Source organism: Alteromonas sp. ABD4_190, assembly GCF_056160105.1.
The window spans coordinates 1299659-1314659 of record NZ_JBSWWN010000001.1 but is presented as its reverse complement, the minus strand read 5'-3'; the positions used below and the strand labels follow the sequence as shown (position 1 = coordinate 1314659).

13 protein-coding genes are annotated in these 15001 nt (G+C 44.8%); 8 read left to right on the top strand and 5 right to left on the bottom strand.

The genetic code is table 11. The annotated features are described in order from the left end of the window. The first annotated feature begins 11 nt into the window (after positions 1-11). Positions 12-2195, top strand: coding sequence for a GTP diphosphokinase (relA, locus tag ACXAFM_RS05790; protein WP_474827722.1), 2184 nt, complete (start codon positions 12-14; stop codon positions 2193-2195). After that, positions 2173-3060, top strand: coding sequence for a nucleoside triphosphate pyrophosphohydrolase (mazG, locus tag ACXAFM_RS05785; protein WP_474827720.1), 888 nt, complete (start codon positions 2173-2175; stop codon positions 3058-3060). The genes relA and mazG overlap by 23 nt, the downstream gene beginning before the upstream one ends. A 92-nt stretch (positions 3061-3152) precedes the next feature. Here the strand turns inward: mazG and ACXAFM_RS05780 are convergent, their stop codons facing one another. Both ACXAFM_RS05780 and ACXAFM_RS05775 read right to left on the bottom strand, forming a co-directional pair. Then, a complete protein-coding gene (locus tag ACXAFM_RS05780) occupies positions 3153-4361 on the bottom strand; it encodes a PepSY-associated TM helix domain-containing protein (protein ID WP_474827718.1) in 1209 nt (402 codons plus the stop codon). Positions 4362-4544: 183 nt separating this feature from the next. Further along, positions 4545-6701: a TonB-dependent siderophore receptor gene (locus tag ACXAFM_RS05775; protein WP_474827716.1), complete on the bottom strand. Its 2157-nt coding sequence runs from the start codon at positions 6699-6701 to the stop codon at positions 4545-4547. A 385-nt stretch (positions 6702-7086) separates the two neighbouring features. On the opposite strand from ACXAFM_RS05775, the gene ACXAFM_RS05770 reads away from it, so the two are divergent. Further along, positions 7087-7455 carry a YbaN family protein gene (locus tag ACXAFM_RS05770; RefSeq protein ID WP_474827714.1) on the top strand — a complete coding sequence of 123 codons (369 nt, stop codon included), beginning with the start codon at positions 7087-7089 and terminating at the stop codon, positions 7453-7455. 86 nt (positions 7456-7541) lie between these two features. Here ACXAFM_RS05770 and ACXAFM_RS05765 read toward each other — a convergent pair whose 3' ends face one another. From ACXAFM_RS05765 to ACXAFM_RS05755, 3 genes are all read right to left on the bottom strand, one after another. Then, the gene (locus ACXAFM_RS05765) at positions 7542-8708 is read right to left on the bottom strand and encodes a hydroxymethylglutaryl-CoA reductase (RefSeq protein ID WP_474827712.1); all 1167 of its coding nucleotides are present in this window, start codon (positions 8706-8708) and stop codon (positions 7542-7544) included. A gap of 206 nt (positions 8709-8914) precedes the next feature. Beyond that, a complete protein-coding gene (locus tag ACXAFM_RS05760; protein WP_474833833.1) occupies positions 8915-9562 on the bottom strand; it encodes a tetratricopeptide repeat protein in 648 nt (215 codons plus the stop codon). A 191-nt stretch (positions 9563-9753) separates the two neighbouring features. Continuing rightward, positions 9754-10668 carry a hypothetical protein gene (locus tag ACXAFM_RS05755; protein ID WP_474827708.1) on the bottom strand — a complete coding sequence of 305 codons (915 nt, stop codon included), beginning with the start codon at positions 10666-10668 and terminating at the stop codon, positions 9754-9756. Between the two features lie 273 nt (positions 10669-10941). On the opposite strand from ACXAFM_RS05755, the gene rplM reads away from it, so the two are divergent. The 5 genes from rplM to ACXAFM_RS05730 all read left to right on the top strand — a co-directional run bounded on the left by rplM (position 10942) and on the right by ACXAFM_RS05730 (position 14843). After that, a complete protein-coding gene (gene rplM, locus ACXAFM_RS05750) occupies positions 10942-11370 on the top strand; it encodes a 50S ribosomal protein L13 (RefSeq protein ID WP_012517329.1) in 429 nt (142 codons plus the stop codon). A gap of 12 nt (positions 11371-11382) precedes the next feature. Next, complete coding sequence (gene rpsI / locus ACXAFM_RS05745; protein ID WP_014948330.1) at positions 11383-11775, top strand: 30S ribosomal protein S9; 393 nt, start codon at positions 11383-11385, stop codon at positions 11773-11775. Between the two features lie 436 nt (positions 11776-12211). Then, the gene (petA, locus tag ACXAFM_RS05740; protein ID WP_118490220.1) at positions 12212-12841 is read left to right on the top strand and encodes a ubiquinol-cytochrome c reductase iron-sulfur subunit; all 630 of its coding nucleotides are present in this window, start codon (positions 12212-12214) and stop codon (positions 12839-12841) included. Between the two features lie 5 nt (positions 12842-12846). Then, entirely contained in the window at positions 12847-14112 is a 1266-nt protein-coding gene (locus tag ACXAFM_RS05735; protein WP_110288466.1) for a cytochrome b, read from the top strand. Beyond that, positions 14109-14843 (top strand): cytochrome c1, encoded by a 735-nt coding sequence (locus tag ACXAFM_RS05730; protein WP_014948333.1) that lies wholly within the window; start codon positions 14109-14111, stop codon positions 14841-14843. Before ACXAFM_RS05735 ends, ACXAFM_RS05730 begins: the two co-directional genes overlap by 4 nt. The last annotated feature ends 158 nt before the right edge of the window (positions 14844-15001 follow it).

Genomic DNA, 15001 nt, shown 5'->3' with positions numbered 1-15001 from the left:
GAGTAAAGGATATGGTATCAACAAGAAAGGTCCACGAAGCAGACCGGCCCCCCTTTGAAGCCTGGCTAGACAGCCTTGAATTGAGTGCAGAAACAAAAGATAAGCTCAGTGCAGTATCTTCCATTCCAGAGCGGCTATTGGTTGGTCAGGAAATGGTTGAGATTTTGTGTCAGCTCAATATGGATGACGCAACGCTTCAGGCTGCTTTGGTTTTCCCTTATTGCGAGCAGCACGCCTTAAGTGAAGATGATATTTATGAAGAGTTTGGCGGGGAAATACGCGACCTGATTGTTGGCGTGCGCCGAATGGATGCCATTAAATCGTTACATGCCCGTAAAGTGAACGGCGCTGGCTTTGCTGAAAGGTCAGACGAGCAGCATATAGACAGCATTCGTCGTATGCTCCTTGCGATGGTAGAAGACGTACGCGCCGTTGTTATTAAGATGGCTGAGCGTATTTGTGCACTGCAACAGGTTAAAAAAGCTGATGAAGAAACCCGCGTTATGGTGGCTCGCGAGTGCGCCAGTATCTATGCGCCATTGGCAAACCGCTTGGGCATTGGCCAATTAAAGTGGGAACTTGAAGATCTCGCGTTTCGTTACTTACACCCTGTTACTTACAAACAAATTGCCAAGCAGTTAGACGGTAAGCGTAGAGAGCGCGCTGAATACATAGAAACTATTGTAGGCGACTTGCAAGGCTTGCTTGATGGCGAAGAGATCCGCGCTGAAGTTTACGGCCGCCCCAAGCACATATTCAGCATTTGGAAAAAAATGCAGAAAAAGCGTCTGACGTTTGAGCAGCTTTTTGATATTCGGGCAGTGCGTATTATTGCTGAGCGACTACAGGATTGCTACGCAGCGCTAGGGACTGTTCACGCCAGCTATAAACATTTACCTAACGAGTTCGACGATTATATCGCAACGCCTAAACCTAACGGTTACCAGTCTATTCACACGGTTATCGTGGGGCCTGAAGGGAAGTCGGTAGAGATTCAAATTCGCACGCAGAAAATGCATCAGGATGCAGAGCTGGGTGTGGCTGCTCACTGGAAATATAAAGAGGGCAGTACGGGCAAGCAGTCAGGCTATGACGAGCGTATAAACTGGCTTCGCCGCATACTTGCATGGCAAGAGGAAGTGGCTGAGTCTGGCGATTTGGTTGAAGAACTTCGTAGCCAGGTGTTTGACGATAGAGTGTACGTGTTTACACCCAAAGGCGACGTTATTGACCTTCCTCAAGGCGCTACGCCTCTTGATTTTGCTTACTACATCCACAGCAATGTAGGCCACCGCTGTATTGGCGCAAAAGTGAATGGGCGAATAGTACCTTTCACTTACTTACTGCAAAGTGGCGACCAGATAGAAGTACTCACCGGAAAAGAGCCGAACCCAAGTCGCGACTGGATGCACCCCGGCCTTGGCTATGTGCATTCATCGCGAGCGCGAGCCACTATCCATTCCTTCTTTAAAAAGCAGGACAGAGATAAAAACCTTGCTGCTGGTAAAGAGCTGCTAGAGCGCGAACTTCAGCGTGCTCATTTGCCCGCCAAAGTACCTAACGAGGCGTTTGAGAAGTTTAACTTACAAACCCTTGATGACTTGTACACCGCGGTAGGTGCCGGTGATGTGCGCGTTATGCAGGTGATTAACTTTATTCATCACTTGCAAGATCCTCCAGCCCCTGAGCCTGAAATTAGCCCTAAGGTGAAAACACGCAAGACTGCGGCAGGCACGGGCAAAAAAGACGCCGTAGTCGTGCAGGGCGTGGGTCACTTAATGAGTCAGCTGGCTAACTGCTGTAAGCCAGTTCCGGGCGAAGCTATTTTAGGCTATATCACGCAAGGCCGCGGTGTAAGTGTTCACAAAGAAAGTTGCAGTCAGCTGCAGCACTTGTTGTCACAGCACCCTGAGCGTCAGATCGAAGTGAATTGGTCACATGAGCTTAAAGTGGGTTTTGAGACGGGCATTGATATATTTTGCCACGATAGAAATGGCCTGTTGCGCGACATTACTACTGTGTTGGCGAATGAAAACGTACCGCTTTTAGGCGTAAACAGCTTAAGTGATAAAAACAGGCAGACGGCACTAATTACCATATCTATCGAAGTTAATGACCTTGAAAGAGTGTCAAAAGTGTTAACCCAATTGCGACAACTTAAAGGCGTGACGGATGCAAAACGCAAGCAAAGCTAGCCTTGGCGAAATGCAGCGGCTGCTTGACATTATGACGCAGCTGCGCGACCCGCAATCTGGATGTCCGTGGGATGTGAAACAAACCATGGAAAGCCTAACTCGCTACACCATAGAAGAGGCCTACGAAGTGGCTGATGCTATTGCCGCTGGTGATATGCACGATATCAAAGATGAGCTCGGTGACTTGCTGTTTCAAGTAGTGTTTTACGCGCAAATCGCCAGTGAATCGAGTGCATTTTCTTTTGACGATGTGGCACAGAGTATTAGCGACAAGCTGGTGCGTCGTCACCCCCATGTTTTTGGTGATAGTGCCAATAGCAATAACGGTTTAAATGAGACCGCGCTGAACGAACAATGGGAATCAATCAAGGCTGAAGAAAGACGCGCTAAACAAGCTTGTAATCACAGTGTTTTAGATAGTGTTCCGTCAGGAATGCCAGCACTGATGTACGCACAAAAGTTGCAAAAAGCCTGTGCAAAGGTAGGGTTTGATTGGCCTGATGCCGCACCTGTTATAGATAAGGTGCGTGAGGAAGTGGAAGAGATTCAGCAAGAGCTGGATTTAAAACAGCGAACACAAGAGGCACTGGGTACTGGTGTTGCACCGTTAAACAGTGGCGTGCCCGATAACCAACAAGCTATTGAAGAAGAAATTGGTGATGCGCTTTTTGCCATGGTTAATCTGGCAAGGCATTGCAAGGTGGATGCTGATACCGCCCTTCGCAACGCCAGTAACAAGTTTGCTAACCGTTTTAAAGGCGTAGAGCGCTTAGCGGCAGAGCAGGGCGAAAAGCTCGACGCATTGACGCTTGATGAAATGGAAGCGCTGTGGCAGCAGGTCAAGCAGTCGTCTAACACTAAGTAATTGTACGTCGCAGCATACTAAAAGCGCTGCTTAGACTGATAACGTTAATGCCGCGCTGGTGCAGAGGTATGTGAGTCTTCAGTTAGAACGAATTACAAATACCGCTGCAGCCAAAAGACGAAATAGACTAGTGCCAGAAGTAAGATGGGCAGCGTTCGCTTTTGTGTTTTGGTTAGAGCTGATGATTTCGTACGCTTCCATGTCATCATCACCCCCGTTGCAGAAAGCGTTGTTAAACCGACACCAAATACAAACCAAATTAACTTAGTCAAAAGCCCACCGAAGTATCCAAAGTGCAGTGGGTCTGCGTATTCATTGAGGTAGTTAGTCCAGGCCATACTTTTGGGCTCTTGTACGCCAACAATACGCTGGTTGGTTATATCAATATCTACTTTATGCGCGCGCTCACGTAGTAAAGGGTTATTGCCTATACCTGTGAATCGCAGTGCTGCTGTGTCTGAGGTAGGAAATAGTACACCGGTGATCTGCCAGTCCTCAATGGCTTGCGATGCCTTCTGAAACGCACTGGAAAACTGCGTGGTTGATACAGGGTTAACTTGCTCATAATTTGAAATGACGGTGGCCTTTGGTGGGCGAGGTTCAAATCGATTGCCTGCAACTGCGGCACCGAATTCAAATAAATACCACCAACTGGTTATGACAATGACAACGAAAAACCAGAGGCTCCACAGCCCAAGTAGTTTATGAATGTCGCTCAGTAGTATTCTTGGGCCTTGGTTTAGGCGGAGACGAGTAATGGCGGTTTTCCAGTTTCGGGTTGTTTTTAGGCCCGTATACAGCGAGATAGCAAGAATGAATGCGAAAAAGGTAACCGTTGGTAAGCCAAGATAATTAGGCATAAACAGATAGCGGTGAAAGTCTCGGAAGAACCGCTGAATCGTTAGAATAGGAATATCGCCTGTCACTTCATAGGTGTACTGATCCACGTGGATAAAGCGGTCATGACCATCGGGGAATTCTGCTCTGACACGGTAAGTGAAATTTTCATGACCCATGGTCGAGATGGATTTTATCTTAGCTTGTTCTGCATAGTTAAGCGTAGCCTCATAGATACTGTTCCACTTAACAATTTCATCATCGGCGTTGTCTAAATCGCTAGGAGGCGTATTAAACGTGCGCATTTCCTCAAACACAAGCCAATCAATTTCATTGGATACCGTAGCAATAGTGCCCGTTGCAACAATAATAAAAAGCACAAGTGAGAGCTGAAAACCTACCCACGCGTGCAAGTTGTATAACTTCTTTAGGTACTTTCTTTGCGCGGTTTTATCGTTAGTCATGAAATACTTGTGTAAGGTAAAAACAAGCCCTGAATGGTGCAGGGAACATAGTAAAAAGCATGGCGTATAATTGAAAGAAAGAAGGGCTAAGCGCAAGAATTTAACTCAAAAGCGCTACTTATAAACAGAACTCTAAGCAGAATTTATCCGCATAGCCAATCCCGAATTTAAAAAACGCAGTGTTTACCACTTGTAGGTGAATTCTACAAAACCGTTTCTTGGGTTTCCGGGGAAGTGACCTGTACGCTCAATAAAGCCTGATTCGGCATACTCTTTATCAAATAGGTTATCTATTCTAAATAGTACGCTGTAGTTGTCTACTTCCCAAGTTATTGACGCATCGGCAATGAAATATGACTTCACATTCTGACCAGACAGGCTCAGTTGGTCGTCAACATAGTTTCCACCAAAGGCAAAGGCAAGCTCCCACTCAGGTATTTGGTAACGCGTCCAGAAACCAAATTGATTCTGAGGCGCATTAGCGAAGCGGTCGCCGACACTATTGCTAATACCGCCACCGCCATTATCTGCGGTGATTCTTGCGTCGTTGTAACCATATGCTAGGCTTAAAATCCAATTTGGTGTTAAGTCAGTGATAACCTCAACTTCAAATCCATCACTGGTGACTTCACCCACCGCCGCAACGTTGTCAATGCCGTCACCTTCAGGATCTTCCCCGGTAGATTGAAGGATATTTTCTCGGGTTATTTGATACACGGCTAATCGCAGCAACGTAGTTTCATCGAACAGTTCTGCATTTATACCACCTTCGATAATATCTCCGGTAGTTGGCTCAAATGGTCCTCCAGCCTCATTCTGCTGATTACTCACTGACTGAGGTTCATAAGAGTCTGCCCATTGTCCATAAAGCGAAATGTTAGAATTAATCTTGTAAATACCACCAATGCGAAAACTTACATTTGAATCGTCGAAAACAGCACTAGACGTTTCGTCTTCAAATTGGTCGTAGCGCAAACCAGCAACAAAGGTAAACTGTTCCCAAGCAAGTTCATTCAGTACATAGGCACCGTTACGTGTTTGCTCCGTTGTACTTAAAGGCCTGAATTGCACATTGTAGTTTTCAGGCTGCGTCATACCGTAGTTAGGGTTAGTAAGCGTTAGTGGAATGATATCTGAGTCAAGCGATGACCCGGTTAGATAACGAAGGACAAAATCTTGCTCTAAAGCAGTACCACCTAATAGCGCGTCCTCTTTTCCTTTATAAAGGTCAACGCCGAACGCTGTTCTATGGTCTGCACCCAACCATTCGCCAGAATACACAAAGTTAGCACCAAAGCTAATTTGTTCTTGTTCGCGTAATTGATCTCTGAACTCACGGCCAACAAGGTCTATGTTCCCATCTCCATCGCTATCAATAAGCGCACGTGGTTCGTGGTAGTTCTGCTCCTGTTCATTATCTATGTAGCGCAAACGTGTATCGTAGCGGATTGAATCACTCAGCTGTCCCTCTAGAGAAAGTTGAACAGAGTCAGAGCGCAAGTTTAAAAAATCACTGGCTTCGTTATGGTTCCAATCTATATCTGTGAGAAAGTTACCACTGTCGTCAACGGGTACGCCGCGCAGTCGGTTAGCGCCCAAATCTTGTGAGTAATGGGTGTATTGAAGCGTTAGTAGGTGGCCTTGAAGGTCGTATGTATAGCCAGAATCGAAGATAAATACTTCACTGTCGCTGTTGTCTCGATAAGTATCTTGCTGCTCATAAAAAACACCTGTACGGGCGCTTTGGTCGTCATTAATTGCCCCATTTATTTCTGCTGAGCCTCCAAAGCGAGCATGCGAACCAGCAATTATTCTAGCGTTGGCGTCGAATTCTGACGTAGGTTTTTTTGTGACGTAGTTGAACAAGCCACCTGGCGCTCCCGGCCCATAGAGCATTCCGGCAGGGCCCTTTAAAAAGTCTACGCGCTCGATATTAAATAATTGAGGTACGTTGAAGCCTACATAAGGGTCTCCGCGTAAGCCATCAAAAAAGATTTCCTCTTGTCTAAAACCCCTGGCGGTTACACCGGCATAGCTAAATTGGCTAACACCAGCAATGTTACGATAAATATCTTTTGCATTGCGCGCACCCTGATCGCGTATCAAGCTTTCGTTGATTGTAGTGATTTGTTGGGTCGAATTAAGTGGGTCAACACTTAACTTACCTGTAGATGAGTTACCATTGCGATATAGATTTATCGCTCTACTAGTCACTACCACACGCTCTACTTGGTCGGATTTCGCAGGTGATATTTCACGTGTATCCGAAGAGGTTTCAATGTCTTGTGATAAAGCAGGGGAGGTCAACGAAGCAGCTATTAACGCGGCTAAATATTTCATTGCAAAAAAATCCAAGTGTTGTGTGATAAAAGGAGCGTGAAGAAAAGTCAATACTTTAATATAAATGATAACAGTTTTTATTATCGTTTATCTATGATTGTATGCCATTTGTCGTGTTGTAATCGTTATCAGTAAGCGAGAGTTATGGTGTGCAGCAACGTAGATGGATAGGTGTCAATCCGCATCAAAGTAAATTAGACCAATGTAGATGGAAACTTCATTATTTTGGCGTATGGTTATAGAGTAGGTTTGATTTACGACAAAGCAATGTAGATCCACTTTATCTAATATCTGAGTATAAAATTGGCATATTGGAAGGGTGTGTCGCTGGTGTTAAGTCATGACACTTACCAAGGAGTTGGACTGAATTGGGCGTTAGTATTTCATGAAAAAAGTACTGTATTTATCACTCGGGTTGTTTTTTACCCTTCTAGGTATTATTGGCGCATTCTTGCCGGTAATGCCAACAACTGTTTTTTTGATAGGTGCGCTTTTTTGTTTTACTCAATCTTCACCGCGCCTTGAAAACTGGTTACTTCAACACCCTAAATATGGCCCTAGTCTGGTTGCGTGGCGCAAGCATGGTGCAATTTCGAAAAAAGTGAAATGCATGGCGTGCTGCAGTATGTTGGTGAGCTTTATTCTGGTTTGCCTGTTCGCATCAATGCCTATTCCAGCGTACATAGGCATAGGTCTATTTATGGGAATAGGCGCGTACTTTGTTGTTACGCGCCCCAATATTCCTGCTGTTTAGCATTTCTTGTCAGAACTCAAAAAGCCTTCTCTCAGGTTAGCTTGCACTTTTTTGGCAGTTGTCGTGCTGCGACTAGCCGAAGTGCTCTAACGGTTTCTACCTAGTCGCTCGTGACTGCTCACCCATTCATCCGCTACAACAGCAGAACCTAAAGACAGATCTCCACATAGCACGGTCGCTGCAACAATTTCCGCAAACTTGTTAACGCTACCTCTTTCTGTACAGCCAAGTACGCTTAAACATTCGTTTTGTGTAGCTAAACCAGTTCCACCACCGTACGTAGCAACAATTAACGACGGAATAGTAACTGAGAAGTAATAGTCGCCGTTTGGCGTAATTTCGGCATAAGTAAACCCCGCCGACGATTCAGCCACATTAGCGACATCTTGTCCGCAAGCAATGAACATAGCGGTAATGCCGTTGGCGAAGTGGGCACCGTTGTTAACACTACCCGCCATTAAAGCGCCCATATTTGAGTATTGGCGCTGTTTAAACAAAGCCTCTGGCGGGCAATGCATAATGTCTTTCATAAGTTGTTTAGGCAAGGTTATCTCTGCTACAACGCGCTTTCCGCGGGTATGCAGCGAGTTTAAGTGCGAGTGCTTTTTATCGGTATCAAGGTTTGCTGCCAGCACAAAGTGCTCAATATTGCCCGAATAGTTTGCCTGTATCCACTCGCAGCCTGCTTTGGTAGCTTTGCTTACCATGTTTTGCCCAGCAGCATCGCCACAGGTAAAGTTGAACCTAAGCCAGCGAAGCTTAGAGGCGGCATATTGCTCGATATCCCGAAGTTTACCTACGCTGGTGGTATTATCAGAAGCTTGTTTGATGGCTTCAAAGTTTTGCTCGACCCACTTGCCAAATTCGAGGGCTTCTCTTGCGTTAGAAAACGCAAACATAGGCGCTCGCTGCATGGCGTCGTCAATAACTGTGGTGGTTATGCCGCCTGCTTCTCTTGTTAAACGCATACCTCTGCTGTAGCTGGCTGTTAGCGTACCTTCTGTAGTGGCCATTGGAACGTAGAACTCGCCTTTGGCATGCTCTCCATTCACTAGCATCGGGCCTGCAAAGCCGATAGGCACCTGCGCAACACCAGCAAAATTTTCTATGTTTCCCGATAAGGTTTCGGGGGGGATTGAATAGTGTCCTAAGTGGTTTAGCTGGGTGCCGGTTTCGCGCGCAATAAACTCGCGGCGGGTCTGGCTCATGTCGTGGCTGTAGTCGTTGTCTGAGGAACGTGGGATTTTAGGCATCGGGCCACTCCTTTTTTCTTTCATAATAGGAGTACTGATATCGAATGAGAACTGTTTACAATTTATACATGAGGATAAGTGCCACCTATGTATGCGCTTTTAATGTAGAAAGACAGTAAATTCACATTTCTACATTAAAAGCAGGGGACATTACTTATTTCGAGCGCGATAGCGATGTGAGATTGCGCCGCATACAGCAGATGATGCTATGCTCTTTGAGCCAATTTTGCTTTAAGTGCAGCAATCTCTTCTCGGCGTTTTTTATCGGCTAGAGGGCGGTTGGCTTTTTCAGGCGCGTTTTGAGCGCGGATTAAAAACGCTTGGGCCTCTTCATATTCTCCATCGTCGAAAAGAAACTCAGCATAGAAGAAGTTTTGGTCCATACCTTCTGGGTTAATTTCCAATGCTCGCTTAAACAATTTTTTTGCCTTCTTATCGCTTCCAAAGCTAACTGGCCAGCCTGGAACTTTATGATAAAGTGCCGCTAATACAGTCAGTGCCGTCCCGTCTAATACCGCTTCCTCTTTTTTAATGGCACGTTCTAAGTTTTCCTTCGCACTTTCAGCAAAGTCTAGGGCACCCAAACCGCCTTTTGCACTGGCCATACTTGATTGAGAGATAGCTAGCCAGGTCAGCGCTTCAGCGCTATTTTCTGATTGCTCGACTAACACTTTCGCCTGCGCTATCAGTGCAGAAAATGCCTCTAATTGGGCTTCACCTTCAATCTCATAGTTCGTTTTTGCCCACGCGTGTTGCAACGGTAGCAAATCAAGAGTGTTTGCATGAACCGTAGATACCGACAGCATAGTAAGAAGGATGAATAGCAAAGGAGAGAAGAAATTCTTTTTCTGCATGAAAAGTCGCCTTTATAAGAAAGAGGTAGTTAGAAATAAACGAGATAATTCGACGAAATTATTAGTAATTTCATGAATTATCGTTGAATCGGCGGCCAATCTAACGATATTTGCTGTGAAAATCTATCAAAATAGCTACAGCTTCTGATTTTTCGAATAAAAGTTCGAAGACGACATGAGCCTTTTAAGTATTACTCAATAAGCTCTTTCGTTAGTGCATCAATTGCTAGCTGTGGGTGTTTGTCCCAGCGGGCGTAGTTAATTCGATAAGGAATGTTGGGATTATCAAGATAGTGAATTTTACGTGTGCCACTAGCGACTAGCTTTCCCGCTTTTTCGTGGTATTCAAAGTCATTAAAAATGTCATCAAGTTTTCCGTCTTTCAATATTCGAATTAGGCCGAGTTTTAATCTCTTAGCAAGCGTTTGATTATCAGGGCTTACAAAAAAATACTCGTAGTTTGGATAGTTCAGGATGTGGTTTTGCTCTAACGAAATGCGCTTGGCTGAATGGCGGGACAAATCACGATGTACTTCAATGATGTTTCTGGGAAAGGCGTCAACAAGATTTTTCTCCACGAGAGAATACATAGAATTAAACCACAAGCTCCAATCTTCACCTTCAACGTTGTAACCATTCGAACTCAGTACAGTTAAATCAGGCCAATCCGAACCCTGTACTAGTGTCCGAGTTTTCAATGTTGAACTATCAATGGAATAGTCAAAATCATCTTGTTTATCTGGATTTATGACGAACACACGTAAGCCTGCAAAACCCTTGAGTAATGGAAGTCTGATAGGGATAAGTTGTTTTTCTCTAACTTTACTGGTTGCGCTCCACATCACGTCAGCTTCGCCATTGATAAGTGACACCAGCTGACGGCTTTGACTCATGGGTTGTGGATGTGGAACTAAGTTTGTGGTCCCCAGCTCTGGGGTTGCATTAAGTGCGGCTTGCAAAACTGCGACGTGATAGTTGCCGTATTCGTTGTCTGCAAATGCGCGTGTGAAAATAATGCTCTTATTATTTTCCTCTTTGGCCGCTGCGTTGTAGCAAAGGAAAAATAATGCAAGTGCACTAAAACATACCACTGATGAGATTTTCATTTGCCTTCTGTTTGTGGTTAAAAATTCAACAGATAAAAAATATCGCATATCTGGCGCATTGTCATTTGTTTTATGGCTAAATATTATTCATTTATTTTGCATTAGGGGTTCGCATTTATGTCAATTCCTGTATAATTCGCGCCCTGCCCAGTTACGCCCACCTTTGGGAAGGTGGAAGAATCAGCCGGCTCGAAGGGGTCTTTGCGTTGATTTTAAGGTGATTTCTGGTGTTCAGAAATCAGTAACGACGATATTATTCGGGTGAATTTGAAAATGAAAACTTTTGTTGCTAAGCCAGAAACGGTACAACGTGACTGGTATGTGGTAGACGCCACAGACAAAACTCTAGGCCGTTTGGCTTCTGAAATCGCACTACGCCTTCGTGGTAAGCATAAGCCAGAGTACACACCTCACGTGGACACTGGTGATTACATCATCGTAATCAATGCTGAGAAAGTTGCGGTTACAGGCCGTAAAGCGCAAGACAAAATGTACTATGCGCACTCTGGTTACCCAGGTGGTCTTAAAGAGACAAACTTTGAAAAACTAATTGCTCACAAGCCAGAAATGGTTCTTGAAAAAGCAGTTAAAGGCATGTTGCCAAAAGGCCCTCTAGGCCGCGCAATGTTCCGTAAAATGAAAGTTTACGCTGGTGCAGAACACTCTCACGCAGCACAGCAACCACAAGTTTTGGACATTTAAGGAGCTATTAACATGGCAGATACTCAATACTACGGCACAGGCCGCCGCAAAAGTTCTACTGCTCGTGTGTTCCTACGTCCAGGCACAGGTAGCATTAAAGTAAACCAACGCGCTCTTGACGAGTACTTTGGTCGTGAAACAGAGTGCATGGTTGTTCGTCAGCCACTTGAACTTGTTGAAATGACTGAAAAGTTTGACGTATACATCACTGTTAAAGGTGGTGGTTCTAACGGTCAAGCTGGTGCAATCCGTCACGGTCTTACTCGTGCTCTTATGGAGTATGATGAAGCACTACGTCCAGCACTTCGTAAAGCTGGCTTCGTTACTCGTGATGCACGTCGCGTTGAACGTAAGAAAGTTGGTCTACACAAAGCGCGTAAGCGTCCACAATTCTCAAAGCGTTAATTTTTACGTTTTTTGTATCGCAAAAACCCGGCTTATGCCGGGTTTTTTATTGCTTAAAGTTCATTATAGAGCGTCAATTTCTAAAGTGGGCTGAGGTCTATCTTGCCGTTTATTTCATAACAAAGGTTTAATTTGTGCGTGCTATATCGCCAAATATTCTTCAAAACCTTGATTTTAGGCTTTTCTCTCACTAAACCTAAACACACTAATTGAATTAAATTATCGCTTAAATATCAGTAAAACCTTGTGTTTATAAGGGCTTTTCTTTTATCATTTGCGGTCGAAAATTTTGAAAACTTTCGTGACCTCGTAAACCAGTAAATTTTTGCTGTTACGTTGCTGTCATGACAAGCCATATGATGCATGACGCAAGCGTGATAAAACCAGTATAAGCTTGGGTTACACATCATAATTATCCAAACCTGGAGAAATGTGGATGAGCAATGTATCTGTAGATGCAACAGAGTCTGCACACAATGAAAACCAGCCAGAAAACAACACTCGTCGTCGGTTCTTGACCGTTGCCACGTCGGTAGTTGGTGGTGTAGGTGTCGTTGGTGCTGCTGTGCCTTTTATTGCGTCCTGGAATCCAAGCGCCAAAGCGAAAGCGGCCGGTGCTGACGTTGAAGTAGATATCAGCGGGATTGAGCCTGGACAATTAGTACGTGTAATGTGGCGAAGCAAGCCTGTATGGATTGTACGTCGTACGCCTGAGATTCTTGAAGAACTAGGCACACACGAAGATAAGCTGAAAGATCCTAACTCTGAAGCTGAGCAGCAACCTACTTTTGCTCAAAATCGTTTCCGTTCGATGAAAGAAGAATACCTGATTCTAGTGGGTATCTGTACGCACCTAGGTTGCTCTCCACAGCACCTTAAAGATGGCGCTTTCGAAGAAGTGGTTGAGGGTGTACCAGATGGTTTCTTCTGCCCGTGCCACGGTTCTAAGTTTGATATGGCAGGACGTGTGTTCCAAAACGTACCGGCACCATTAAACCTAGTTGTACCGCCATATCAATTCGTTGATGACAATAACATCATCATCGGTTCAGAAGCGGAGGCTTAATTATTATGAATGCTTTCCTAGGTTGGATTGAAGAACGCATCCCAATGATGCGCGTTGCGAATATGCACGCTCTTCAATACCCTGCTCCAAAGAACATGAACTTTTGGTATGTGTTCGGTTTTCTAGCTACTATTGTTTTGGTAAACCAAATTGTTACTGGTATTTGGTTGACCATGAACTTCGTTCCATCTTCAGAAGGTGCATTTGCTTCTGTTGAATACATCATGCGTGAGATCGACTACGGTTGGATAATTCGTTACATGCACAGTACTGGCGCATCGGCGTTCTTTATTGTGGTATATCTACACATGTTCCGCGGCATGATTTACGGCTCTTATCAGAAGCCTCGTGAGCTTTTATGGGTGTTTGGTATGTTTATCTACCTAGCGCTTATGGCTGAAGCATTCATGGGTTATGTACTGCCTTGGGGACAAATGTCTTACTGGGGTGCACAGGTAATCGTATCGCTATTTGGTGCTATTCCTGTTGTTGGTCCTGATTTGGTTATCTGGCTACAGGGTGACTACGTTATCTCTGGCGCAACACTAAACCGCTTCTTCGCATTGCACGTTATTGCGTTGCCTTTGGTTATCGTAATTCTTGTGTTCCTTCACATTATCGCGCTACACGAAGTGGGTTCTAACAACCCAGATGGTATTGCAATTAAGCACAAGAAAGGTTCACTGCCTGAGTCTGAAAAGACTAAATATGAAATTCATGAATACTACACAAGCAAGTACGACATTGCTGATGACGTATTGCCGTTCTTCCCACACATCGTGCTTAAAGACCTTGTGGCATTCTGTATTTTCTTAGCGCTATTTACTTATGTGTTGTTCTTTGCCCCTGAAATGGGCGGTAAATTCCTAGAGCACCCTAACTTTGAAATTGCTAACCCGTTGAAAACACCTGAGCACATCTTCCCTGTGTGGTACTTCACGCCGTTCTACGCAATTTTGAAAGCGGTACCTGATAAGTTGTTCGGTGTACTAGCTATGTTCGGTGCTATTGCTGCGCTATTCGCGCTGCCTTGGTTAGACCGTGGTCGCGTTAAGTCATGGCGCTATCGCTGTGGTCTACACAAAGTAAACCTTATTGTGTTTGCAATTGTGTTTATCTTCCTAGGTTACCTAGGTGGTACACCACAAGAAAACTGGAAAATCATTGCGTCACAAGTTGCTACAGTAATGTACTTCGGTTTCTTCATTGCATTGTTCTTGTACAGCAAAAACGAAAACACTAAACCTGTGCCAGAGAGGATTTCTAAATGAAAAAAATGATGTGCTTTTTAGCCTTCTTCCTACCTGGCGTAGCGCTTGCGGCAGGCGGGAACGTACACCTAGATAAAGCGCCTATCGATTTAACCGATAAGGCGTCTTTACAACGCGGTGCACAATTGTTCATGAACTACTGCTTAGGCTGTCACTCAATGAAGTACCAGCGCTATCAGCGTTCATTCCAAGACTTGGGCATTCCTGACGAACTAGGCCAAGAATACCTGCAGTTCACGGGTGAAAAAGTGTCTGACTATATAACTCGTGCAATGCCTGAAGAAGCTGCTGCAGGATGGTTCGGTGCTGCTCCACCAGATCTAACCCTAGTGGCGCGTGTTCGTGGTGAAGACTGGATCTACACTTACTTGCGTTCTTTCTATGTTGACGAAAGCCGCCCGTTTGGTGTGAACAACACAGTATTCCCAGAAGTAGGTATGCCACACGTACTTCAACCACTTCAAGGTACGCCAACGCGTACTTATGAAGAGCAAATGGTTGATGGAGAGATGGTTAAGCGTTATGTAGGCATTAAGTCAGATGGTACTGGCGCAATGTCTCCTGACGAGTACGACCAAGCTGTTGCCGATATCGTGAACTTCCTAGAGTACACGGGTGAGCCTTCAAAACTTGAATCTCACAAAATCGGTAAGTGGGTACTTATCTTTATCGCAGTATTGTTTGTATTTGTTTACTTACTGAAGAAAGAATACTGGCGAGAAGTGCACTAATCGCACAGATTTATGTATAATATGAAAAGGGGGCTTCTCGCCCCCTTTTTTGGTATTTACTCGTGCTACCTGAAAACCCTTTTGTATAGAGTGTTCAGGTAGCACGAGTTATCGTAATAAGCTTACCGTTTGTAAGCGTAAACTTGTTTCTCGACGGA

Excerpts from the sequence above, each read along its gene's own strand:
- ACXAFM_RS05780 (WP_474827718.1), bottom strand. The coding sequence starts at position 4,361 with ATGACTAACGATAAAACCGCGCAAAGAAAGTACCTAAAGAAGTTATAC.
- relA (WP_474827722.1), top strand. The coding sequence starts at position 12 with ATGGTATCAACAAGAAAGGTCCACGAAGCAGACCGGCCCCCCTTTGAA.
- ACXAFM_RS05755 (WP_474827708.1), bottom strand. The coding sequence starts at position 10,668 with ATGAAAATCTCATCAGTGGTATGTTTTAGTGCACTTGCATTATTTTTC.
- petA (WP_118490220.1), top strand. The coding sequence starts at position 12,212 with ATGAGCAATGTATCTGTAGATGCAACAGAGTCTGCACACAATGAAAAC.
- ACXAFM_RS05735 (WP_110288466.1), top strand. The coding sequence starts at position 12,847 with ATGAATGCTTTCCTAGGTTGGATTGAAGAACGCATCCCAATGATGCGC.
- ACXAFM_RS05760 (WP_474833833.1), bottom strand. The coding sequence starts at position 9,562 with ATGCAGAAAAAGAATTTCTTCTCTCCTTTGCTATTCATCCTTCTTACT.
- ACXAFM_RS05730 (WP_014948333.1), top strand. The coding sequence starts at position 14,109 with ATGAAAAAAATGATGTGCTTTTTAGCCTTCTTCCTACCTGGCGTAGCG.
- ACXAFM_RS05770 (WP_474827714.1), top strand. The coding sequence starts at position 7,087 with ATGAAAAAAGTACTGTATTTATCACTCGGGTTGTTTTTTACCCTTCTA.
- ACXAFM_RS05775 (WP_474827716.1), bottom strand. The coding sequence starts at position 6,701 with ATGAAATATTTAGCCGCGTTAATAGCTGCTTCGTTGACCTCCCCTGCT.
- ACXAFM_RS05765 (WP_474827712.1), bottom strand. The coding sequence starts at position 8,708 with ATGCCTAAAATCCCACGTTCCTCAGACAACGACTACAGCCACGACATG.
- mazG (WP_474827720.1), top strand. The coding sequence starts at position 2,173 with ATGCAAAACGCAAGCAAAGCTAGCCTTGGCGAAATGCAGCGGCTGCTT.
- rpsI (WP_014948330.1), top strand. The coding sequence starts at position 11,383 with ATGGCAGATACTCAATACTACGGCACAGGCCGCCGCAAAAGTTCTACT.
- rplM (WP_012517329.1), top strand. The coding sequence starts at position 10,942 with ATGAAAACTTTTGTTGCTAAGCCAGAAACGGTACAACGTGACTGGTAT.